General features: G+C 38.1%; 18 protein-coding genes and 2 pseudogenes. 1 reads left to right on the plus strand and 19 read right to left on the minus strand.

Translation table 11 applies throughout. The features are described from left to right. Nucleotides 1–274 precede the first annotated feature (274 nt). The 19 genes and pseudogenes from NSP_RS27205 to NSP_RS26880 form a co-directional block, all read right to left on the minus strand. On the minus strand, nucleotides 275–904 hold the full coding sequence (locus NSP_RS27205) for an acyltransferase (protein ID WP_006197671.1): 630 nt from the start codon (nucleotides 902–904) through the stop codon (nucleotides 275–277). Further along, complete coding sequence (locus NSP_RS10285; protein ID WP_006197670.1) at nucleotides 897–1,994, minus strand: glycosyltransferase family 10 domain-containing protein; 1,098 nt, start codon at nucleotides 1,992–1,994, stop codon at nucleotides 897–899. The genes NSP_RS27205 and NSP_RS10285 overlap by 8 nt, the downstream gene beginning before the upstream one ends. Further along, a complete protein-coding gene (locus NSP_RS10290; RefSeq protein ID WP_017804044.1) occupies nucleotides 1,991–3,286 on the minus strand; it encodes a glycosyltransferase in 1,296 nt (431 codons plus the stop codon). The genes NSP_RS10285 and NSP_RS10290 overlap by 4 nt, the downstream gene beginning before the upstream one ends. An 8-nt stretch (nucleotides 3,287–3,294) precedes the next feature. Continuing rightward, nucleotides 3,295–3,825, minus strand: a complete 531-nt coding sequence (locus tag NSP_RS10295; RefSeq protein ID WP_231859573.1) for an FkbM family methyltransferase — start codon at nucleotides 3,823–3,825, stop codon at nucleotides 3,295–3,297. 222 nt (nucleotides 3,826–4,047) lie between these two features. Continuing rightward, nucleotides 4,048–4,407 (minus strand): annotated as a pseudogene (locus tag NSP_RS27210) (glycosyltransferase family 61 protein); the annotation flags it as partial. Nucleotides 4,408–4,498: 91 nt separating this feature from the next. Next, nucleotides 4,499–5,746 (minus strand): glycosyltransferase, encoded by a 1,248-nt coding sequence (locus NSP_RS10305; protein ID WP_006199236.1) that lies wholly within the window; start codon nucleotides 5,744–5,746, stop codon nucleotides 4,499–4,501. Beyond that, a complete protein-coding gene (locus NSP_RS10310; protein ID WP_017804046.1) occupies nucleotides 5,691–6,902 on the minus strand; it encodes a glycosyltransferase in 1,212 nt (403 codons plus the stop codon). The genes NSP_RS10305 and NSP_RS10310 overlap by 56 nt, the downstream gene beginning before the upstream one ends. After that, the gene (locus tag NSP_RS10315; RefSeq protein WP_017804047.1) at nucleotides 6,899–7,969 is read right to left on the minus strand and encodes an NAD-dependent epimerase/dehydratase family protein; all 1,071 of its coding nucleotides are present in this window, start codon (nucleotides 7,967–7,969) and stop codon (nucleotides 6,899–6,901) included. Before NSP_RS10315 ends, NSP_RS10310 begins: the two co-directional genes overlap by 4 nt. 83 nt (nucleotides 7,970–8,052) lie before the next feature. Continuing rightward, the gene (locus tag NSP_RS10320; RefSeq protein ID WP_006198744.1) at nucleotides 8,053–9,114 is read right to left on the minus strand and encodes an NAD-dependent epimerase/dehydratase family protein; all 1,062 of its coding nucleotides are present in this window, start codon (nucleotides 9,112–9,114) and stop codon (nucleotides 8,053–8,055) included. 38 nt (nucleotides 9,115–9,152) lie between these two features. Beyond that, nucleotides 9,153–10,013, minus strand: coding sequence for a hypothetical protein (locus NSP_RS10325; RefSeq protein WP_231859574.1), 861 nt, complete (start codon nucleotides 10,011–10,013; stop codon nucleotides 9,153–9,155). Between the two features lie 88 nt (nucleotides 10,014–10,101). Then, nucleotides 10,102–12,354, minus strand: a complete 2,253-nt coding sequence (locus NSP_RS10330) for an N-acetylneuraminate synthase family protein (RefSeq protein ID WP_006198742.1) — start codon at nucleotides 12,352–12,354, stop codon at nucleotides 10,102–10,104. 146 nt (nucleotides 12,355–12,500) lie between these two features. Further along, nucleotides 12,501–13,178, minus strand: a complete 678-nt coding sequence (locus tag NSP_RS10335; RefSeq protein WP_042202989.1) for an acylneuraminate cytidylyltransferase family protein — start codon at nucleotides 13,176–13,178, stop codon at nucleotides 12,501–12,503. Between the two features lie 430 nt (nucleotides 13,179–13,608). After that, the gene (locus tag NSP_RS10345; RefSeq protein WP_006198740.1) at nucleotides 13,609–14,898 is read right to left on the minus strand and encodes an ABC transporter ATP-binding protein; all 1,290 of its coding nucleotides are present in this window, start codon (nucleotides 14,896–14,898) and stop codon (nucleotides 13,609–13,611) included. 216 nt (nucleotides 14,899–15,114) lie between these two features. After that, nucleotides 15,115–15,978, minus strand: coding sequence for an ABC transporter permease (locus tag NSP_RS10350; RefSeq protein WP_017804049.1), 864 nt, complete (start codon nucleotides 15,976–15,978; stop codon nucleotides 15,115–15,117). Between the two features lie 772 nt (nucleotides 15,979–16,750). Further along, the gene (locus NSP_RS10355; protein WP_006198738.1) at nucleotides 16,751–17,224 is read right to left on the minus strand and encodes a DUF29 domain-containing protein; all 474 of its coding nucleotides are present in this window, start codon (nucleotides 17,222–17,224) and stop codon (nucleotides 16,751–16,753) included. Nucleotides 17,225–17,347: 123 nt separating this feature from the next. Next, nucleotides 17,348–17,773, minus strand: coding sequence for a hypothetical protein (locus NSP_RS10360; RefSeq protein ID WP_173403278.1), 426 nt, complete (start codon nucleotides 17,771–17,773; stop codon nucleotides 17,348–17,350). Between the two features lie 303 nt (nucleotides 17,774–18,076). Further along, nucleotides 18,077–19,315: pseudogene (locus tag NSP_RS10365) on the minus strand (glycosyltransferase family 4 protein); the annotation flags it as partial. A gap of 169 nt (nucleotides 19,316–19,484) precedes the next feature. After that, nucleotides 19,485–20,075, minus strand: coding sequence for an HARBI1 family protein (locus NSP_RS25310; RefSeq protein WP_173403274.1), 591 nt, complete (start codon nucleotides 20,073–20,075; stop codon nucleotides 19,485–19,487). Further along, nucleotides 19,982–20,377, minus strand: coding sequence for a helix-turn-helix domain-containing protein (locus NSP_RS26880; protein ID WP_006194894.1), 396 nt, complete (start codon nucleotides 20,375–20,377; stop codon nucleotides 19,982–19,984). The genes NSP_RS25310 and NSP_RS26880 overlap by 94 nt, the downstream gene beginning before the upstream one ends. Before the next feature lie 417 nt (nucleotides 20,378–20,794). Between NSP_RS26880 and NSP_RS10380 the strand changes: the two genes are divergently transcribed. Further along, the gene (locus NSP_RS10380; protein WP_017804050.1) at nucleotides 20,795–23,023 is read left to right on the plus strand and encodes a GumC family protein; all 2,229 of its coding nucleotides are present in this window, start codon (nucleotides 20,795–20,797) and stop codon (nucleotides 23,021–23,023) included. The last annotated feature ends 347 nt before the right edge of the window (nucleotides 23,024–23,370 follow it).

The following is a 23,370-nucleotide window of genomic DNA, read 5'->3' on the forward strand; positions in this document are numbered from 1 at the left end:
TTTTGCTTAAACTATTAGTAAGTAATCGGGTAAATACGATAAAATCTGAATTACTCCAATCTAGATAATTAAGTAAGTTTCCCCATACAATAGCATCAGAATCTAAATACAGAAATTTTTCAAAAGGTCCTTCCCAAAATGCCGCTAATTTAGATCGTCCCGATTTTTGACAAGCTTCCCTTAACTCAAGATTTTTTATTTGTTTGATTTATGTATAGTGGAATTACTCCATACAAATTCTCAAGTTCAGAAATAGAAAAATTACCATCTACAATCACACATATTGGCACTCCAGGCATACAGATTTAGTAACCACCGCACCTGCACCAATTACCGAACCACCTCCAATAGTTACTCCTTTCAGAATCATAGATTTTGCTCCTAGCCATACATGATCACCAATTTCCACGTTTCCTGCGGGATTGATTCTACATTTTGTATCTTGATCAAATACAGCATGAGAGTCACTGCATCTAATATCTACCTCATAGGACACTAAACAATCTTTACCTAGAATAACTTTCTTACCCTCAGCCACAGCTATTCCTACTTTTTCGAGAGAACTATATTCTCCTATTTCTAGAACTCCATTACTATTTTCCATCCATAAAACAGATCCTGATCCTATAAACACACTCTTGGCTATGTTTAATTTTAAGTTTTCGCCTTGAACAAATATTTTAACTCCTTGTAGATAGCATCCAACATCAATTAAGATTAGATTATTATTGCCATCAATCTGTACAGAGCATTGTTTTAAAATTGCACCTGATGCATCAAATACATTGTGATTACCTGTCAACTTAATAGAGTTACCGCGACTTAAGAATTTAGCATACAGAGTTCTGAAAAAATTGGATTTACGCAGGTTCTCTTTTATATTCGCAATTTTCACTTTAAACACTTACTTTTTTGAGAATATCTGTGGCTATTTCGGCAAATTTATCAGACTGAAATCTTTGAAATTCCTCAGATTGAATGAAGTCCTTACCTGCTGCACGCATATCTAGCCATTGCTGTTCAGAACAAGCAATTAAATACTTGAGTAAATCAGTATAAGTATCAAAATTTCTGGCATCAACAAATGTTTCAGCAGGCACATAGTCTGTAATGCGCTCATCTCCTAAATACACAGGTACTGAGCCAGCAAAAAAGGCATCAAATATTTTTTCACTAATGTAACCTCGATTACCTCTAAAATTTTCAAAGCTTAAAACAAATCGGTATTGTTCGCATAAATCCCATTTAGAAATCATGGGTACACCTCGCCAACATTTATAGGGACGGTTCAGATAAAGTGGACACCAAGAAACCTGTTCACCATTCCATCCTGGCCCATAAATATCGAGAAAATTAGGCGCGATTAATTCAGCAATACGGGCTATTTGGCGGCGATGGGAGTAAAGTTCACCAAATAGAGATTCCGTAAACATCGGGAATGAACAGTACCAACCTGCTAAAAATTTTCCAAATCCGGGGATACCAGACAAACCCAGGTGACGCATTCCTAAAAATCCTACTACTCGGTTGCTGTTAATCAGCAATAAGCCTTTGCGTTCTGAGTAAGATAGGTTAGTCTCTGGTTGTCGGACTTGATTGGGTAGATGGTAATGAAAGTAACGTTGTTTTTGTTCAATAGCTTCTATATGTTCATAACTTAAAATTGCGTTAAAGTCTTGAGTATTGGCATCATTAAAGGCGTGAATTCCTAAAGGAGTTTCGAGAATTTGCAGGACTATAGGGGTGTTGGGTTTTAATTGAGTGCGAATGCGTTCAAACTCTCTTCGAGATGGGGGAAGGTCTAAGAACCAGAAGATGTCTGCTGTATCTAAAGGTGCTTGATCCCAGGTATCGAGTTGAAATCCCAGTTTTGCAGCCTGTTGTTTCCACAGAGAAAAGGCTTCTTGATAAAGAGATGTAAAAGATGTTCCATCTGAAAATAGTTTATTTTCAGCCCAATCTTGAAATGTGGGGCGAATCAATACTCGTTTCACTTGTTAAGTAACTCCTGATAAAGATTAATATAGCGATCGCCCATCAGGTCTGCGGTGAATTCTCGCTCAACTCGCTCACGTGCTGCTTTTCCCCAAATCAAACGCTCTTGGGGATGTTGTAGCATCCAGTCGAGTCCTTGATAGAGGGATTCAGCCGAACCAATTTCGTCAGCTAACCAACCTGTTTCCCCATGAATCACCAGATCAGGTATTCCGCCGGTGCGAAATGCTAATACTGGTGTACCACAGGCCATAGATTCCAGCGCGGTTAAACCGAAGGATTCAATTTTACTGGGCATCACAAATATATCAGCTGCGGAGTAGGCAAGACTCTGGAGATGAGAGGAAGATAACTGTCCTAAGTTGAGGATAGTTATTTGATGATTGAAAGCGGGAATTTGACCTGAGCCGAATAGAATTAATGTAATAGGGTGTTTTTTGGCTAATTCAGAAATTGCTGCTAATAAAACGGATAAATTTTTATTTTTATCGGATAAGTCAGCACAAGCAAAGGCGATCGCAAAATCATTAGGATTCACTCGTAAAGCAGCTTTGGCTATAGAGCGTTCAATGGGTTGATAATCATTCGCATCAATTCCAAGGGGAATAGTGCGGATAGAACGAGCATATTTACCGAGAGCAGACTTTTGCGCTTGTGCTGTTGTCCAACTGCTGTTACCAACAAAGTGGAGATTAAGACGCTGATAAAATTTGGCTTTGAGTGCAAAGTTTTTCCATGCTTGATCGTATTTTCCTGAATTTTTCAGGTTAGGACAATCAGCGCAATGAGTAGTAAACTTATCACAATCTAGAGCATGATGACACCCGCCAGTTATGGGGTTCATGTCATGGAGTGACCAAACAATAAGGAGATCAGGGGGAAGACTAGTAAAAAAACTAGGTTGATCAATCCATCGGGAAATCCAATGCAGGTTGATAATTGATGCTTGAGCAGCTATATCTTGCAGTTGGGTTTTATATATCCATTGGGGGCTGGTAAATAAACCTCGGTCGTAGTTTGATTGTTTCCACTGTCTGTTAATGCTGATAGATTCAAGGTTACGCCACAGGATAGAGGAGTAACGATTATCTCTACTACTGTGAGGTAGAAAGGTTGTTCCTTTGCGAGATAAAAGTTGGCTGGGTATGTTTTTTTGTACTAAGGCTTTGTGAATGCGTTGAGCGGCTATTCCTGAACCTCCTGATAATTCTGTGGTTAAGTGAGTAACGCAACGACTCGAAGCATTAAAAACTTGTTTTGATTTGCTCTTAAACTCCAAAAAATTGACCACCTTATTATTTAGCAGATTTTTTTGAAAAAGTAATTGTGTCTAACAATGCTAGAAGTGGCATATCCATTTTTTTCTAAAAATTGAGTGATTAATTCACGGTTTTTAGAGTTCATAATTTCTACACTAATAAGTGTCGGTGCATACTTATTAAAATTTATTCCCTCTAAAACTTCTAACTCCATTCCTTCTACATCCACGTTCAAATAATCAATTACTTTATCCTCTAGATTAATTTCTGCCAAAATTGTTTCTAATGCTTTAGTCTTTATACTCAATGAATTAGTGGGAGTTTCTCCACACAATGACAACTGTTCATTTGTATATTCATTTGATAATCGATTGGTTGCCGACATTGGATAACGTAATAACGTCATTTCCTTGCTAGAATTGGCAACAGCAGCACAAATATTTATATCTCTGGGGCGTAGTTGATTAAATAACTCTATTTTTTCTTGGTCGCAATCAATGTTTAAGCCATGCCAACCTAACTTATAGAGAAGCATAGTATTAGAAAGTTTGAATGGATGAAAAGCTCCCACATCAACATAAAACCCTTTTCGGTCTTTATAGTCATTGAAATAGGATAAAATAAGTAAATCTTCTCCAAATTAAGAAAAACTTATATTAGAGCTTCTGAATTCTTCACGATTCAATTTTAAATTAGTTCGATTTCTCAAAAGAGAAACAGCTTCATTTGTCAATTTAGCAGCTAGGGTATGAGTATAATTTTTTAAATTCATGATCGTTATCCAATAAATTACTTACAAATTATTTTTAATAAAGCTAGAAAATTTAGTAGCACAAATACTAAAGTCTGGGTCAGTTTTGTTTTTGCTGTTTTGATGGTAAGTTTCTCCAACCAAGCAATCATAATTATGACCAAGAGCATGAGCCATCATCCAATAGTGGGGACGGGCTGCTGTTGGTTCAAATAGCTCTAGGATTAAGGCTGATGAGGGAGAAAATAACATATTTGTTAAACCTGCACCATGAGAGCTAAGAATAACTTTAGCTTCATTAAACAGCTTAACCTGTGATGCAAAGGATAAATTTTCTGCATGAATAATCTCAAATCCAAAACTTTCAAGAATAGGGATGAACTCAGACTCATTGACTATTCTCCTGAAAGAGCGGGTATTTTAGGTTTGAAAATTGACTTAAAACGTCTAAGTAAAGATTTTAAAGGAGGTAAAATTTCCATGAAAAACTTGTTTATTTATGTAAGCTACTTTTACCTTTATACAGTGTTGATATTGCTGTTAAAAAATGTTGCTGTAAGTTGACAGGATTAAAATCATGTCTAGCTGCTATGCGGGACTGGGAAGTGTAATACTCTCGTTGAGACGAATCTTGACTTAACTTTTCTAAAGCTGTGATTAAAGTCTGGGGGGATGCTTCTGTAATACATAAAGCGCGATCGCCATTTAATCCCCATTTAATCGCTGAACAATATTCGGGTCCCCAAATTACTAAGGGTTTACCAAATTGGGCGTATTCAGGTAATTTAGACGGAAAACTGGTTTCCATCCGTCGCCGCAAAGCCGGATCAAAACTCATGACTACCAAAAAAGCATCAGCCGCACCTAACCACTGATTTAACTCGTCTCTGGGGGCAAAATCTAACCATAAATTGCGATCGCGCATTTCTGAGCAAAAATCGGCTGACCAATTGGGGTTAGCTCCCCGTACTTGTACTTGAATATGAGGATTATCTTTTGTTACTTCAAGCAACTGAGCTAAAAGCTCTCCATAGTCGTATAGATTTCCCGAATAAACAATCCGTAATTGAGATGATTTTTGCCCATTTCCTGGCTGATGTTTTGTAGTTATTTCCTCCTTGAGTAAAGCAGGTATGGGATAAATAACTGTACTATTGGAATGTGAACCTAAAGCATTCTTCATACCTTCTGAAACACACAAAGCTAAATGAGATTGCTGGTAAAGTTGCTGAAAACGTTGCTCTAATAGCTGACGGAAAGGTTGATGCAGACTAGGGATATCTGGCCACCAATCATGAAAAATTGTCACTAAAGGTAATTGATAACGGTGAGCAAATCTTTGAGCAGCCCAGCAACCATCTCCATGAGCAACAGTGAGAACTATTGTTTTTTTTTCAATTTGATCATTACATAAATGTTTCTGGTAATCGAGTAATGTCTTATCCCAAGTTATGCCTTGATCTATAACTTGTAAATCATGACCCCAACGATGAAAACGAGTATATTCTAGCCTATTAATTAATTTTGTTTGCCATCGATTAGTTTTACTCTGATATGGATTAGGGACAATATCAACATCCCAACCAGTTGCTTGATTGAAATGACGATATAAAACAATTTGTCCAGCACTGGTGGGTTGAGGAGCTACAGAAGAAATTACAATTATCTTGGGCAGTTGTATATCTTTACGCTGAGTAAATTCCATCTTGAGAATTTGTGATATTGCATTCTTGGCAAACATTGGTAACACGTTCAACAAATAGATGATGTATTTGCTCTGCGTTCAGCACAGTCTCAGCTATCCGACGAGAGCCTTCACAGGCTGAAAACCAAGCTGTAGGATTTGATGCTGTTTCGCTGATCACTTTGAGCAATTCCTCTGGGTCGTCCTGGATAACCGGAATCCCTGACTGATACTTTTTGGCAAAACTACAGGCTGTTGAATATTCTGGAGACCAAACGAAAACAGGTTTACCATAGGGGACATAATCTAGCCACTTGGTGGTAAAACTAGTTTGCATAAAAACTTCTTCTTCCTGTTCAAAACTCATTACTGTCAGAAATGCATCTGCTTGTTTGAGTTTATCCTTTAATTCATCGAACGGTTTAAAGCCTTGATAAATACCAGCTTCTGTCATCTCCTGTAATTTCTCCTCTTGCCAATCATTTCCCGCAGCAAAAATTTGGAGATGAATATGTTGATGTTGCTTTACGGCTTCGGCTAGGCGCAACAACATTCTACCGTAAGCACCGTAACAATTCCCAGCATAAATAATTGTGACTTTATCTTGAGGATTTAATCTTTGTTCTAAAGAAAGCTCAACATCAAAATTGCCAATGGGATAAAGAACATCTCCTTGAGCATCCACTCCAAACCATTCTTTCATACCTTCACTGGTATAAAATACCTGATTTGCCACCTGATTAACTTGGCGGTAACGTTGAATTAGCCAAGATTTTACCCACGGATAAGGACGTATTGATAAAGGAACAAATTGAGATAGACAAAATAAATCTTGGAAATTAACGACCAGTGGAATTTTAAGTTTCTGTGCTAACTGATATGCTAATCCTATATGCCAATCATCTACTACAGAGACAATTACATCTGGCTGAAAGTCATTAGCAAATTTTAACAGTGAATTAGGGATGTTAATCCAGTTCTGGATATACTCTAAATTACTAATTAATCTACATATTCGAGTGCGCTTAAGCCTTTTAATCAATCTATTTTGACTGATTTCAAGATGCTGGTTAATAGGTAATTTAACAAAATTTGTACTAGCAACAGCTACCTCAAAATCTTTTTTGATAATGAGGTGACGATACATAGCAAATCGCCCACCAGAAGTTGTATCAGGAATAACTGCTGAAATATACAATATTTTATAAATCATGTTGCTGATAGCCTACACCAATCTTGTTGTTCAGTAGCAAACCTAGCAATTTCTTCTAATACTTCTTCTATACTAATTTGCGGTTGCCATCCCCAAATCTTCTCAGCTAAATTCGCATCTAATACCATCCAAGGAATATCAAACGGTCGCTCAGTGCTGGTTTCTATAACTTCATTACTAGCAAATTTGTCTGTACACCATTGAGTTAACTGGTGCAACGACATACTGTTATTTACGCCACCACTGACATTAACTACTTTGGGTTTATTTGTATTTAATGGTTCGGTAAACTGTTTTTCTAACAAATTAATTAAATCCCGTGGATGTAAACAATCTCGAACTTGATAACCTTTGCCGCCAAAACCAATATATTTTAAAGGTCGTTGTTCTCGAAAACTATGAATCCAAAAGGCAAAAATCCCTTGTCCTGGATGGCCAAATTGTCCTGCTCCCGCCATGACACCGCAACGATTAATCCAAACGGGAAATTCAAAGGTTGCTCCGTATTCCAAGGCTAAATGCTCTGAAGCCACTTTTGTACTACCATATAAAGATACTGGCGGATTCGTAGAGTAGCTTTCAGAAACTCCTGTTGGTGAAATACCTTCTGGAAATACTTGCTCAGGAATGGGGTAAAATGCTCCCTTAGCCTCAGCTACTTGTAACTGACTCAATCCAGGTATAGAATATACTCGGCTGGTAGAAAGTAGAGTAAAGCCAGCGTTATGGCGTTTGCAGTATTCTAAAAGGTTAACGGTTCCCAGCAGATTGTGTTGTACTAACTGTAAACTGCTGGTTTTACCATCTACCCCTGCTAACACACTGGGATTAGCTGCTGCATCAATTACCCAATCAGCAACAGGTAAAGCATCTACATCACTGCTATGACGTATATCCCCATGAATTACCTTAATTCCTCGTTGCTGTAATGTGGCTTTATTTACCCAACTGCCGGAACGTGATAGATTATCAATGCCAAAAATATGATATTTAGGGAAATTTTCCTGTAATGCTTTGGCTAGGGAGGAACCCACAAAGCCGCAAATTCCTGTAATTAAAATCCGCATAATATTTTGAAAAGCAGTACATTCTTGTGAAAACAAACCTCATAAAGACTCCCGAATTTCCTCTTTTGGCTGTTCACAAGAGGTCATGCAGTCTGTGTTAACCGTTCTTCCCAAGCTGTGACAATCTGCCTAATAGTCTCGTCTAGAGAGATACTAATATCCCAATTTGGGTAATGTTGCCGCATTTTACTTAAATCTGAGTAGTAGCAAATATGGTCTCCTATGCGGTTTTCAGGTACATAAGTATACTTCATTTCTTGGTTGCTATATTTTTGTACTAGCTGAAAGGCTTCCAAAATTGAGCAACTATTTAATTTACCACCCCCTAAGTTATAAACTTCTGCGATGCGGGGATTATCAATAAACGCCTCAATAAATCGAGCTACATCTAGTGAATGAATATTATCTCTAACTTGCTTACCTTTATAACCAAAAATCTTATACTCCCGTTCTTCTAAATTACACTTAACTAGATAACTTAAAAAGCCGTGTAGTTCTACGCCTGAGTGATTGGGACCAGTTAAACATCCGCCTCGTAAACAACAGGTTGGCATATTAAAATAGCGTCCGTACTCTTGCACCATAACATCGGCTGCAACTTTAGACGCACCAAACAAGGAATGTTTTGATTGATCTATACTAAATGTCTCTGGAATCCCCTCTTGATATGTGGGGTCATCATAATCCCAACGAGTATCTAGTTCTTTCAGTTTAATTGTATTGGGGCGATCGCCATATACCTTATTAGTGGACATATGGACAAAGGGTGACTCTGGGCAAAATTGCCTTGCTGCTTCCAGTAGGTTCAATGTCCCAACAGCATTGGTATCAAAATCATCAAAGGGAATGGCTGCTGCGCGGTCATGACTGGGCTGTGCTGCGGTATGAACAATTGCATCTGGTTGAAGACTTTCAATTAAATTCAGTACCCCTTGGCGATCGCGGATATCTAGCTCGTGATGGACAAAACCTTTCAGAGTGGATTGCAGTCGCTGTTGATTCCAACGAGTATCCCCTTGTTCACCAAAGAATACTGACCTTTGATTATTATCAACGCCATGAATCTGCCAGCCTTGGTTAGCAAAATAAACACAAACCTCAGAGCCAATTAGCCCTGATGAGCCGGTGATCAGTAATTTTTTCATAATAGAAATGAAAATTCCAAATTAACTAATGAGGTTTTTTATTCAATCAAATCTTCTAGAGATACACGAGGATAAACATCAAGTATTCCTCCTTGAGTTGCATTGAAAATTGAAATTCCTAATTTCTGAGCATATTGGTTTAGTTGGATATGTTGATTCCATATTAAACTATGTGCTGCTAGAGAGTTGGCAATATTAGAGACTTTAACAGATACATTGCCGAGCTTGCTCTCTTCTTGATTATAAAAGTGATGTTCCGGGGCATTTGTTAAAGCACTAATTATAAAATCATGATCAATACCAACTAAATATATATTTTTAAATTTCATGCACAATGCTACTTGAATAGCAAAAATGACTGAATTTTGAGGTGGACAAATAGGGCGGTCATATGCTAATTTTGCACGATTTAGACATGACCAATTTAAATTCCAATCAAAGTAATATCGTGATTTTGGAAGGTCAAAATTTGATGATTCAAAAATTTCTCTATCCTCAATGTTTAGAATCAGTTTTGCATCTACAGCCAGGGTTTCTAATTGAAATAGAACATTATGAATTTGCTCTTGGGAAAGATGGGTATGACAAGCAAAGCCACTTAACACACAAAACTTATTCTTGATTAACTTAAAATCTTCATGGAGATAAGTATGGTTTAAAAAAAAGCAGGCTTCATTCTCTAGTATTTTAATATTAGTCTTTTTCAATGATGGTCCAGAACCAATAATAAAGCATCTATCGTTTTTTTGAGCCTCTTTTTCAAGATATATATTCTGTTTAATGACTTTCTGAAAATCTTTTTTGAAGAATGCTTTGAACTGATAAAAATAATGATTTGTCCATTTATACAGGCTTGGTGGAATTAGCCATTTTTGTGCAATTATGCGGAGGTTAACCATATTCAAATACTGATTTTGATTGATTTTTAATATTTTATAATTTTGTAGCAAGTAAAATATTTTGAAACAAACTTTTGAAGATTATTGTCTATCTACTTAAAAAAAATTCTAATCTTTCCAATGCCATCCAAAAGCCTTCACCTTCATTTTTATGTCCCTGCCAAATTTCCGGGATAAAAGACGCATTGGGTGCAGTCTTCTCTAAATCTTCCGCTAAAGCAGGAAAGTCAATTTCGCCTTCACCAATCTGTAAGCCTTCACCATCCGAACCCTCAGAATCGGCGATATGTAAATGTGCTACATAAGTTCCTACTTGCTCAATAAACTCTTTAAATGACCATTTATGATGATTACAAGCTAACTTGGAATGTGATATATCTAAACAGACTCGATACCCATATTGGCGGCAAAAGTCGGCTGTATCCTGCGGATTAACGAAAAGGTTATGATATCGCTGACCACCAAAGTGCCAAGGAAATGGCGGCATGGTTTGGGGAATGACTTCAACGCCTGTGGCATCAAGTTGGGAAAGGCTATCACTGAGTAACTCATAAAGCTGCTCTCGTTGCGATCGCTCCATTGCCACATCTAAGGTAAAACCTCCCACATTAGTTACTATACAGGGACGAACAGACTGCTTAAAGTAAGGTTTGATTTTTCGGGTAATCTCAATGACTCGCTGGAGTTCGGCAATTGAACGCTGGCGATAAGCTTCATTCTGAGAACAAAGATCCAGTAAGTGATCACCAGCAAATAATTCTGGTGCGTGAACTACTAAATCTAAATCATAAGATTGTTGAAAAAATTGATTAATATCTTGTTCTAAATCTTTGTAACTCAGGTGAAACTCTAGCAGGTCAGGATTAGATTTGCCAAGGAGAGCCTGAAAGTCATGATAGCGCACAGGTAAACCCCAAGGACGCTGAAAGTTGTAATTTCGTGCTTTTACCTGTTCATGTTCTAAATCACTGGGGTAGAAGAAATCACCAATTTTAAAATTGCGTTTTGTCCGTTTACCAATCAGTTCAGCTTTGCGATTTGGCTGCAAACCTTTACCTGGGCTTTTTACCTCAATCATAGCTGCGGTGATCATTTCCCCTGCTGCTAAATCGCAATTAATCACCAAGCTTTTGGCTAATGTTTCCCGGTTCATTAACTCGCCCTGGCTGAGTTTGCGATCGCCACTTTCCCCCAGGGACTGCTCAACTTGGCGAATACCTTCCACCATCAGGCGAAACTCATCTGGTAACAGGCTAACTTTGTGATCGTTGCCTTCCATTGTTTTGTCTAGGGTGAAGTGTTTTTCAATCACCTTAGCACCCTTGGCTACAGAGGCGATCGCAATATTAATTCCTCTCTCATGACCAGAGTAACCAACGGGACAGTCGCCAATTTCCTTTAATCGCTCTATGTAGTTGAGGTTAACATCCTTAAATGGGGCTGGATAGGTTGAATTACAGTGAAGTAACACATACATTGCTCCCAATCGCTTGAGTAACGCCACTGCTTCGGATATTTCTTGCTCTGTGGCCATCCCTGTGGAACATAGCAACGGCTTACCTGTTTTCGCCAAGGCTGTTAAAAGATCATGGTTTGTTAAATCAGCAGATGCAACCTTATACGCCTGCATCCTGTACTCCTCTAGCAAAGCCAGACTTTCTAAATCCCAAGGAGTACATAGAGCTAAAATCCCCTGGGAACGACAATAGTCGAAAGCTGCAAACATTTCTTGGGGAGTTAATTGAAAGCGGGTTAGTAAATCTAGTGTGTACTGTGAACCTAAATCCTCACTCGCATCATTAGCATTGCCGGCGTTGCTATAGAGAGATTTGAGATCCCGTAGTTGGAATTTAGCACAGTCTGCTCCAGATGCTATGGCTGCATCAATTAACTGTTTTGCTAGTTCCAAACTACCGTTATGATTATTACCAATTTCAGCAATTACAAAAGTCGGAGATTGGGCATCAATAATAAAATTACCAATGCGGATTTCTGCGGATTTACGGCAAGCAACTGCTACTAAATGACGGTTTTTATCCAAAAGCGGGATAAATTCAATTTCCTTGGAAAAATCAGCCTGAATTTTTGCCGGGTCTTCTGTGTAATCAATATATTTATAGTTTTTATTAGAAATTTTAGAAACGGGTTGATTTAAATTAATGGTGTCTTGCTGCACTAACCAACGGCGAAAGTCCCCATCTGTGAGGACACCTTCTAAAACGCCCGATTCTGTGACTGAAAAGATAATGCGGTTTTTGTTGTCGCTGATTTTTTTCAGGGCATTTATGATATCGTCTTCAGCGAAGACAATATATTTGGATAAGTTTTTATCTATGATCATTTTATTTTTAATTAATCTTGAAGTAAGTCGGCGTGAAAATTTAAATGTATGTCATTGCGAGTGGAACGGAGTGGAACGAAGCAATCACAAGGGTTTTGGAGTTCTTACATTCTGTTACATAGTTAGGTTTATTTGTGCCGACTTACTTAGACTGACTGTTTACTCAGCAGAAATTCCACATACTCAAAATCATTTAAAGAATCTATATCATAACTTTGCTCTTCATTCATGACAAACAGAGAAATTTTGCCCCCCAATCGGTTATTTAATTCTTTCAATACCCAAGGTTTAAAGACATAAATTGAACCATTTTCCATATATTGGGGATTCATATCTTGGCGGCGCTGGCGCTGGCGGTAGTCATAGTTAATAGACTCAGTAACACCGTTGACATGATGCCAAAGAAAACGATGGGTTGGGGAAACAGAGAGTAAGGAATCTGCGTTTTCTGAACGCAATTGCTCGATAGCCCGATCAATATCAGAGCCAGTACGTAAGGGAGATGTACACTGTAAAAATACAACCAGTTCAGGGTTGATACCTGTTTTTTCAATTTCAGTTAAAGCATGGATAAGAGCAGATTCGGATGATGCAGTATCTGTAGCCAGTTCGATAGGACGTTGAATTACTTCTGCTCCATAGCTGTGTGATACAGATGCAATTTCTGCGTCATCTGTAGATACATAAACTTGGTCTACTAAATGCGCTTCCTGTGCATCCTGTATTGAATGGGCTATTAGGGGTTTACCACCAATCAGATGAATATTTTTACCAGGGAGTCCCTTAGAACCCCCTCTCGCCGGAACCAGAGCAATCGTTTTCATTTTAGATTTTAGAAAATCTTCTCTTGAATGCATCTACAGCCGAATCACCTAACAAAAAGCGCAGTATCTTAGAAAGAAAATATCGTAAATGTTGAATAAGCTGGCGTAAAAACGGGAAATGGTGGTTGATTTCTGCGAAATAGAAATAGAACAAAATAGAAAGCCACTCTTGTGGAGGGCTATCCAAAGCAACTTTATTAGTTTTCTGATACAGTGCCTGAACAGAGTTATCTCCATCGATCACGATCAGTGATTATTATACCTTTTGAGTCACCGCATAGGCAGGAACTATCGTCAAATGTATATGTTTCATGTTTTACTTTGTCCTGAAACTCAAAAAGAGATTGAACTTGAGTTTCAGCTAATTTTATATGGGGTGAATCAAAAATAAAAAACCTACGGAGTAAAATCTTGTTTAGGATATTAAACATTAGTTATGAGCCTCTACTGTCCAATCTCGTTTTTGATAAAACTGGGATCGTTCCAAATTTGTCTGTGAATTCTGTCTTTGAACTTTAAATCTAAAAGAAGGAACAACGTCTAGCTGATATATTTTTCCTTTGTGAATTCCTAATCTAGCATTGTATAAACCTGGCATTAATCCTAAAAAAGGTAAGTGAAGTTGTATTGTATTAAGTCCCTTAACTAAGCTTAAAGACCTACTTTCGTTAAGGTTGTTAAAAAATAACATATCATTTGGCTGCCCTTGCTTTTGTATTGAGAGTCTTACACAAAGCTCTTCGATAGGATACTCAGCCTCACATTCTATACAAAAGTAAACTGACTGACCACTTATAGGTTCTTTAATTTGGTTATTATTCTCATCTCGAAAAAATATGTTTTTGATAACTGCTCCTATAACTTCCTGTTTGGATTGGTTAATTAAGGAGTTAGTAGCCGAATTTTCCAAATTTTGGTAACAAATATCCTCTTCATATTTATTCATAACCTCAGCTACTTCACCTGAACTAATATTTTTGCCCTTAGATAGATAGATGGCTTGATTACAGACACATAAAATAGCTTCAGGATTATGTGAAACCATAATGAATGCAACAGATTTATTCCTTAAATCTGCAAGACGGCGATAGCATTTACTCTGAAATCTCACATCACCAACCGCTAGTACCTCATCAATCAATAAAATATCTGGCTCAGTATGAATCGCACTTGCAAACCCCAACCTAGCCGCCATCCCCGAACTATAACTCTGCACTGGCGCATCAATCGCTTCCCCAATTTCTGCAAACTCTACCACCTGATTAAATCGCTCATCAATCTCCTCTTTGGATAAACCTAAAATTGACATATTCACATAAATATTTTCCCGCCCTGTCAAAATCGGGTTAAACCCAGCCCCCAAAGCAATCAACGGCGCAACCCGCCCCTTAATCTCTACCGAACCATGATCAGGCTTAATCAAACCACTAATAATCCTGAGCAGCGTTGTTTTACCCGCACCATTCGCCCCCACCAAACCCAACGCCTCACCCCGGCGCAGTTCAAAACTGACATCATTCAGCGCCCAAAACTCACCCTTGCGTAACTCCACATCTGTTCGCCGAGCGCCAAACACCTCACCAGCTATATCTTGTATCCCATAAAACAGCGATCGCTTCAAATCTCGACAAAACCGCTTGGATACATTTTTCACCGATAAAACAACTTCGTCATTTTGTGGTTGTTCAAAAGTGTCTTGATCAGATGTCAGCAAAGTCATAGCTAGTAATGGATATAAAATTAACTACAAATACAATCGGGTTCATCCCAGTTTTTATTTTGCAACAACAGAATAATTGTCATTGCGAGGAGGAACGACGAAGCAATCGCATGGGTTTATTTTTAGTCGGAGATTTTGCGATTGCTTCACTCCACTTCGTTCCGTTCGCAATGACGTGCAAAAAAGTGGGATGCTCCCAGACAATCAGGGGATAAATTACGAACTCATCCGCTCCACAACAAACGGTATTGCCAAGCGATACCATACCCAAGCTATTAGTAACACCCCAAAAGCCAAACCACTAACAACCCAAAAACCAGCAGGGTTAGTCACTAATCCACTTGTTGCTAAATCCCGTGTAGTCACCAACAAAGGTGTCACCGGATTTAAATTAACAATGGTAGCAAACAATCCCTCTTTAGGAGTCGGATAAATCACCGGAGTCAACAATAACCAAGGAGACACAATTAACGGTATAGCTTTGGCGATATCTCCATACAAAGCCCCAACAGGAGCCAACAACAAACCAATTCCCGTACCTAAGATGACCAAGTGAATCAAAGCCACTGGCGCAAGTAATATACTCCAATTCACCGGAATCTGGAACCAAATAAACAAACCCAAAATCAAAATTAATTTAATGCCAAAATTAAAAAATACTTCCCCCAACTTAGCTAATATAATCGCTTCTTTAGGGAAGTTAATTTTTGCCAGCATTGGTTTTGCTGTATTCACAGCTGCAATTGGTCCACTCAATGATTCCACAAAAGTTTGCCATAGTGCCATGCTAAACATCACATAAGCCGGATAGGGAATTTCTGTATCTCCTATATTTACCGCTCCAGCATTTCTAGCTACCAACAAACCCGCAGCTGTAATAATTGGTGGTAAAAATGCCCACAATACCCCAAATAAAGACTGTCGATATTGAGCGCTAATATCTCTAACCAATAATCGCCATGCTAATTCTCTTGAAGCCAGCAAATCGCGCCCCATCTCTTTAAATAATTGCAACGGGTGGCGAATTCGGCTCTCTGATGTATAAACAACTCTGTTAGAAATTGTATTGGGTTTCCTCACATTAAAATACCTGATTTTACTTGAATGATTCTGATAAGTTTATAGGACTTACGCACTGTACAAATTAATCATGGTATGCTGTTACCAAAATAGCCAATTTCTGGCTTTGAACAATGACTATGTTGATATTAAATATACCCGTGTGGTAAGGGTTTAGCAATGCTAAACCCCTACGAAATATGTGCTTTTCAGCCTTATGGATATTTAATATGTATTGTCAATGCGTAATACCAATTTTATATAAAGACGCATAGAAAGAACCCCACCGCCTTCGGCTCCTCCCCTTGGTAAGGGGAGGTTGGGAGGGGTGAAAATAATGTGCAACTTCAGATTAATTTGGTATAAGTCCTAGTTTAGTTATATTTTATGATTTCTTTAATAATAAAAGTGTCCGGCTGTGATTTTAGGCAATTAATGATCCCCCGTAAAAAAGCTATCGTGTACACACAAGTCTTATCAAGTTGCCTCATCACGTTTTGATCCCCCCTAGCCCCCCTTAAGAAGGGGGGAAATTTCTTAAAGTCCCCCTTTTTAAGGGGGATTTAGGGGGATCTAGGATGTTTTGCTACCAACAATAAGACTTTTAAAACATCCTCTGAAACTCTTGTGGGGTAGGCATACTTCGGCAAGCTCAGTACAAGTCTTGCTTGCCCTTATGTATGAACAACCCAACCTACTCTCAAAATCTTGGCGCTTGCTTCCCTTCACGGAGCCTGTTGCGAGAGTAGCGTGGCAATCCGGTCGCAATGACACATGGGCTGAATTACTCAATTTATTGACTCTCCATCGCTTTGGCAAAATCGTCTGTAGTGTTACACAAAAACTCAGGATTTAATATTTCTTCAATGCTATAAGGACAAGTCTCTAAAAAAGTAGCTAAACCTAATCCTGTCTCTGCTGATGCTTCCCGTCGAGCATTCCGATAAGCTTTAGCTAAAATATCAGGAATATATTGCTGTAAACTAGGCTTTTCTGCTAAAAAATCCTGGACATCATCCCTTTGGTTAGCAATAGTTGTAAACCAACTGATAGAACGTTTTGGAGATTGATGTTGCCACTTGAGTAAATGAGCTAATAAAACTACCAAGCGATTTTTTAACTCATTTTTTTCCCTAATCCCCATAGCATCTAACTCTTCCGCCAGATTTTCCCAGTCTAAAGCTGTGACATCCCGACTAGTTAAAGCTAACTGCTGCTGATTTATCCAAGCTAAAAAATCTGTTTCGTAGAGAGATGACTCAGACATACAGCACTTTGTAAATAAATCAAGGACACATCTTCATTTTATCAATCTTGTGGGGGAGGGCAAGGACTGCCCGCCTTCTACTCAAATTAAAAATGCTGTAACACATAACTCCATAAAATCTAATCATAGAGAATAAAAAGAATTTACAGTATGACAACTAAGCTGTTTGGCATTCATCCGCGTAAACTCCCCCACAGAAGGATTCCCATGAGCATCAATCACTCCTGTTACCTGCTGCCATAGTTCTCTAGGAGCTAAAGAAATGTTATATATGCCATCGTCAGACTGACGCACATAATACCACTTTTTTTGCTGACACTGTTCACACCAAAAAGCCTCTAACCACTCCCCTTGGATGGGAACGGCTGTATGATTGGCTATTAATAAAGACGCAGCCCGCCGACTTAAGCCCCGTTGCTCTAACTGACCTGGTTTATCAGCAAAAAGTCGATATTTTTTACTCACGCTATCCAGATAACAGCCATGAATAGGACAATATATAGCTCTACGTTTGGAACGTTTCCGATTTCGGTAACACCTTCTCTGCAATTCGACCTCCTAATATAAATAAGATAGAAAGGTTACGTTGGGAGGGACTGATATCAATAGACCATCGAAGCCCGACCCCTAAAAACTAGCACTCTATATTGAGAGTCAGTATTGATTTGTTTTCAGGAATTTTTTCAGTAAAAGTGATTTTCAAACGTAGCATCCATTAGTCAAGCATCTAGGTTTGTATATTTTGCCTCCATTATAATAACTAACTTACACCACGGATGGGTAAAATCAATACATAAATTTATTTGAAGTATAAAGCCAATCTGCCGAACGCGTCTGCGAAACACAGGGAGCTTAAACCTCTCGAATGTTCAACGCCTGACGCAAAACATCCAGGTATTGTTCAGAGATAATTTTAGGTGTAAAGTGCGATTGGAGATACTGCCGAGCTGCGTTACCCATCTGTTTCCCTAGTTGTTGGTTACGCTGAAGCAAGCGGATAAACTCAGCTAGTCCATGACCATCACCATGATCAAATGCCGCACCACAGTGGGCTTCGGCAATTAGTTGTCTTAAGCTTGAGTAGGGTGAACAAACTACTGCCAATGGCCTGCCGGTTGCTAATGCTGAGTACAGCTTGCTAGGTAAAACTAAACTTTCACTGGATGGGTTAATACTCACTAAAGACAAATCGCTAGCTGTGAGAGAATAGGGCAAAACATCTTTATCTTGATAAGGTAAAAATGTAAAATTATCTAGCCCAAAGTCTTTGACTTGTACCATTAATTCTTCACGTTTGGCTCCCCCACCAATACAGACAAACTGCACTGGCTCATTTTGCAGCTCTATAGCAGCTTTGAATAAGGTATCGATATCATGGCATCGACCCATATTGCCAGAGTAAAGTACAATGAATTTATTCACTAAGTTGTGCTTCCAAGCAAACCAGTTTTCTTGTTTGGGAATCGGTACGATCAATTCCGGGTTAGCCCAGCTATGAATTACGGAAACTTTATGCGCCACTTGCGGACAATACTCTAAAACCCGTTGTTTCATCTGAGGGCTAAGAACTATAATCCCTTTAGCCTTGAGCCAAACTCGCTGATTCATGGCCTGCCAAAGTTTTGCTACCCAGTGATTTTTAGACACTACACCCAATGCGATCGCAATATCTGGGTAGAGATCATACATTATACAGACATAGGGTAATTTGAAGAGGAGGTTGGCTATATAACCTACAATTGGCAAAAATGGTGGGGCAGTAGTTATTAAGAGTACATCGTTACGTCGCCAAGCTCTCAATAGATATACAAAAGCACGTAAGGTATATAAAACTCCATTAACCAGTTTACCACGGATTCTGCCTGGAAAAAGTTGAGCGCTACGCGATCGCTGGATCTTAATCCCATCAACACGTTCTAAACATGGAGCTTGACTTAAGCTAAACGCATATCCAGGCTGACTGGTAAAAACCTCAATACTTACCCCTTGTTGCTCTAACTGCTGGACCAGTTCCTCAATCAATTGTCCCGTAGCAGCATAATCTGGAGGAAAAAACTGTGTAACTACAGATAACTTAATAGACATCTCCGAAAACTATCAAACCCTTGCAGTTACGATATTTTTGGTGAGCGATCGCTAACTGCAAATATCCTGAGATTCTACGGTAGAATAGGTGTTAGAAATGCGTGTTGTTGGTAATTAGCCAAAAGTAGGATCTCTTTGAGGTAATTTTATTATAAATAATTTCAAGTTTTTATAGTTACAAAATAAATGTGCCAATGCGTAATCTAACGAGTCCACAAATAGTCATAATTATCTGCTCGTATTTAGAGGAATTTAATCTAAATCTTTCTTGAGCTACTCTAAATATCTTCACTAAACGAATTAAATGTTCTACAAATATGCGCTCTGATGCCAGTTCTTTATTTTGAATTTTTTGTTCAGAACTTAATTCTTTTTTTCTAGGCTTTTTTTCAGGTGTTTTAATTGATTTCTCTCCTTGGTAAGCTTTGTCACCGGAAAATTTTTGTTTCTCTTCAAACCCATTTTTATTTTCCCGAAATAAATTTATGTCACTTTTTCGTCCTGGCTCACCAGCTACTACATCAACAATATCTCTACCATTAGGCAGAACAATTAATTGACTTTTTCTAGTGTGCATTTTCTTCTTACCTGAGTAATATTTTTCCTGCTGTTGATACTCTGAAGGTCTTTCTATGGGCTGTTCATAGCTATCTACGATTAGTTCAAAGTCTGTTAAAACTTCTTTAACAATTTCATAGTCACTGGAGTTTTTTTTACCTGTTCTACTAAACTTGGTGGTAATAATTCTCCCAATAATGGCAACCAATAGTTAAACGTATCATTTGCAGTTGTTTCACTCACGCCAAATTGAATACCCAATAGTTGAAATGTGGTTAAATGTCGTAAATATGTTAGGGTGAGAATTATTTGCTCCGATGGTGATAATTTTGGTCTGCGACCACCTCCACCCAGAATAATTCTCACTTTTCTATCTTCAAGCAATTCTCGTTTATGATTGTGCCGTTTAATGGCTTTGTCTAAAAGTTCCTGCAACTGTTCATATTTCAGCCCTACTAAACGCTGTGCTTCCTGGGGATTATTTTGGATATAATCGAATATACTGCTCATAATGCTTTACTAAAAATAGCATTTTATACTCTTATACCATAATTTTATTCTTTTTCGGAGATGTCTAATTGATTGCTGAACTTTCGGATAATCCTCATATTCATCTGCTGATCCAATAGAAGTGGATGGAGATATTACCTTTTTATTAATCCATTTGTTTAGTTTCATTGACCATCGTGTTATGGACAGGACTTACGCAAAATTATGGAAAAACGAACCACGTAAAGCTTTCGGCATAGCTTCGCTTACCGCGTAGCCTCTCCCTTTGGGAGAAGGGGAGAGGCTAGCGCCAACGCGTTCTTCTCCCAAGGGGAGACGCTACGCGAATGTGGTTCGTTTTTTCATGATTTTGCGTAAGTCCTGATCTAGACTAATGCCAATAATCTCAAACTTGACTATCACATCAATAATAAATATATGAAAAATCAAGCGCATAACTCTTCAAATAGCGAAAACTTTAGCAACTCTATAACTCCATTTTTTCAACATCAAAATATTCTGGCAAATGAGCAGCAGGATGAGGGATGGAATTATCAAGAATTTTTGGGTTTGTTGCAGCGCCGAGTTGTAGTCATTGTTGGGGTGGCAACAACTGTGATGGCAGGTGTTGCCATCAACTTCATATTAAATCCCAAACCAGCAGAATATGAAAGCAGTTTTCAGATGCTGATTGAACCTGTAGCTAATGATAATAAAGTAATTGATGTCCTCCAAGAATTTAGACCATTGCAATCATTTAATCAATCTAGTTTAGATTATGAAAGTCAAATTCTAGTTCTCAAGAGTCCTGAACTGATTGAAAATAGCATTAAGGGGTTACAAGTTACTTATCCATACATTAACTATAACAATCTGATCAAATCTCTCAAAATTGCTCGTTTAGGTACTACCAAGGTTATAGAAGTCAGGTATCGTAGTCTAGATCCTGTGGAATCGAAAGCAGTATTAGACAAAATTTCTAACGATTATGTAGAATACAGCAAGGAGAAAGAGCAAACTAGGCTAGGCAAAGGTTTGCAATATATTAACAAAGAAATACCAATTGTAGAAAAACGAGTAGATAAAGTGCAGAAAGAATTGCAAATTTTTCAAACAAAGTATAATTTTATTGACCCAGCATCCTTTGCCAGTCAAATTGCGGGTCAGAAGGTTAATGTAATTCAACAACAGCAAGAACTTGAAATAAAGGTAGCACAAGCTCGTGCCAATTATGCTTCATTACAAAGTGAAGAAGGTATGAAAGCGTTGCTGGATAGCTATCCTGTGTATCAGGAGTTAAATACTGAATTGCGTCAATTAGATATTGAAATTGCCTCTGCATCAACTGTTTTGCAAGACGAAAACCCCAAGATAATTACATTAAAAGAGACACGAGACAGTCTGATACCATTAATACAGCAAGAATCGGAGCGATATATACGAACCAAGCGTACAGAAGCAGCCTCTTTACTTCAGTCTTTAGAGATTAACAAGCAAGAACTAGAAAAAAACCAACAAATATTGGAGCAGCAAACTAGGCAATTACCAAACCTCTTCCGACAATATGCGGAAATAAAACGCAACTTAGAATTTGCAAATGTAAGTCTGAATAGTTTTTTGTCTAGCCGCGAAAATTTGCAAATTCAAAATTCTCAGACACAATTAGGGTGGCAATTGATTCAGCGTCCCAATGAACCCACAAATCCTGTGGTGTCCTCAAATATCATACGCGATATAATTGCAGGATTAGCTGCGAGTATATTTTTAGCTATGGGTGCAGCCTTAATAATGGAAAAGCTTGATTATACCTATCACGATGCCTGGATACTAAAAGAGAGGGTGCAACTTCCTTTATTAGGCAATATTCCTTTATATAAACAATTAGAAACGGGTCAATCCCAAACTATTAAACCGCAAGATACCATCATGGCATTTTCAGATTCACTTCCTGAAACTATTAACGATGTAACTAGTGTTGCACGACCAGGCCATAACAACTATTCCACAAACTTTGCAGAAGCTATCCGAGTGCTTTATACAAATATTCAGTTGTTAAATTCTGATTCTCAAATACGATCTATTACTGTGAGTTCAGTTATGGCAGGTGAAGGCAAATCTACCATTGCTTTTAATCTAGCTCAAATAGCTGCCTCTATAGGGAAACGAGTATTACTTGTAGATGGAGATATGCGTCGTCCCACTATTCATACCTTATCAAATTTAAAGAACTTATGGGGATTGAGTAGTTTAATTACTTCAAATTTGCCATTTGAAAAAGTAGTGAAACAACTACCTGAAATGGACAAATTATCAATCATTACTTCTGGTCCTTTGCCACCTGATTGTACAAAGTTGCTCTCATCGGAAAAAATGAAGCAACTGATGAGAGAATTTTATAACGAATTTGATTTAGTTATTTATGATACACCTCCCGCATCTGGACTAGCTGACGCTACTTTAATAGGCTCCCAAACAGATGGACTTTTGATAGTAGCAAGGATAGATAAAACAGATCGTTCTGTGTTTGAGCGAGCAGTAGCTGATCTGAAACTAGCGCCTATTAATATTTTAGGTATAGTTGCTAATGGACAGAAAGGTAATTTCAGAAATTATTATTATTATCAAGCATCATCAGTAAAGTCCCCACGCTTTAGTTTCGGTAGATAGCAAAAGTTAAAATTCCCGATTTTAAGCCTGGGGTGAGCAAGTCCTAAGTTGACAATTTTATAGACAAAACTATACTTATATTGACAAAAATCAATATATATTTTAGGAAAAAATCAACTACTTGATATATAATACGGTGATATCAAGTATTGAATTGAGACTATTGCCGACGCGAAAACCAAGCAATGATGGTGGTAGTCTTTTTCAGAAACTTAATTGGAACACAATCGCGTCTGGCTAAGGCGTGAAAGTCTACTGAGGGATAACTGCTCCCATGCTCCCGTTGAAGTAGAAAGTAAAGTCTAGTTTTGTCTAGGTTTTATATAGCAGAGTACAACATAAAAASW

The organism is Nodularia spumigena CCY9414, assembly GCF_000340565.2.
Classification (GTDB): Bacteria; Cyanobacteriota; Cyanobacteriia; order Cyanobacteriales; family Nostocaceae; genus Nodularia; species Nodularia spumigena.

Bases quoted from the DNA above. Each gene is read 5' to 3' on its own strand.
- NSP_RS26880 (WP_006194894.1), bottom strand. From the start codon at position 20,377: ATGAGCAGTATATTCGATTATATCCAAAATAATCCCCAGGAAGCACAG.
- NSP_RS10305 (WP_006199236.1), bottom strand. From the start codon at position 5,746: ATGTTTGCCAAGAATGCAATATCACAAATTCTCAAGATGGAATTTACT.
- NSP_RS10310 (WP_017804046.1), bottom strand. From the start codon at position 6,902: ATGATTTATAAAATATTGTATATTTCAGCAGTTATTCCTGATACAACT.
- NSP_RS10380 (WP_017804050.1), top strand. From the start codon at position 20,795: ATGAAAAATCAAGCGCATAACTCTTCAAATAGCGAAAACTTTAGCAAC.
- NSP_RS10345 (WP_006198740.1), bottom strand. From the start codon at position 14,898: ATGACTTTGCTGACATCTGATCAAGACACTTTTGAACAACCACAAAAT.
- NSP_RS10355 (WP_006198738.1), bottom strand. From the start codon at position 17,224: ATGTCTGAGTCATCTCTCTACGAAACAGATTTTTTAGCTTGGATAAAT.
- NSP_RS10330 (WP_006198742.1), bottom strand. From the start codon at position 12,354: ATGATCATAGATAAAAACTTATCCAAATATATTGTCTTCGCTGAAGAC.
- NSP_RS10315 (WP_017804047.1), bottom strand. From the start codon at position 7,969: ATGCGGATTTTAATTACAGGAATTTGCGGCTTTGTGGGTTCCTCCCTA.
- NSP_RS10325 (WP_231859574.1), bottom strand. From the start codon at position 10,013: ATGGTTAACCTCCGCATAATTGCACAAAAATGGCTAATTCCACCAAGC.
- NSP_RS10320 (WP_006198744.1), bottom strand. From the start codon at position 9,114: ATGAAAAAATTACTGATCACCGGCTCATCAGGGCTAATTGGCTCTGAG.
- NSP_RS10335 (WP_042202989.1), bottom strand. From the start codon at position 13,178: ATGAAAACGATTGCTCTGGTTCCGGCGAGAGGGGGTTCTAAGGGACTC.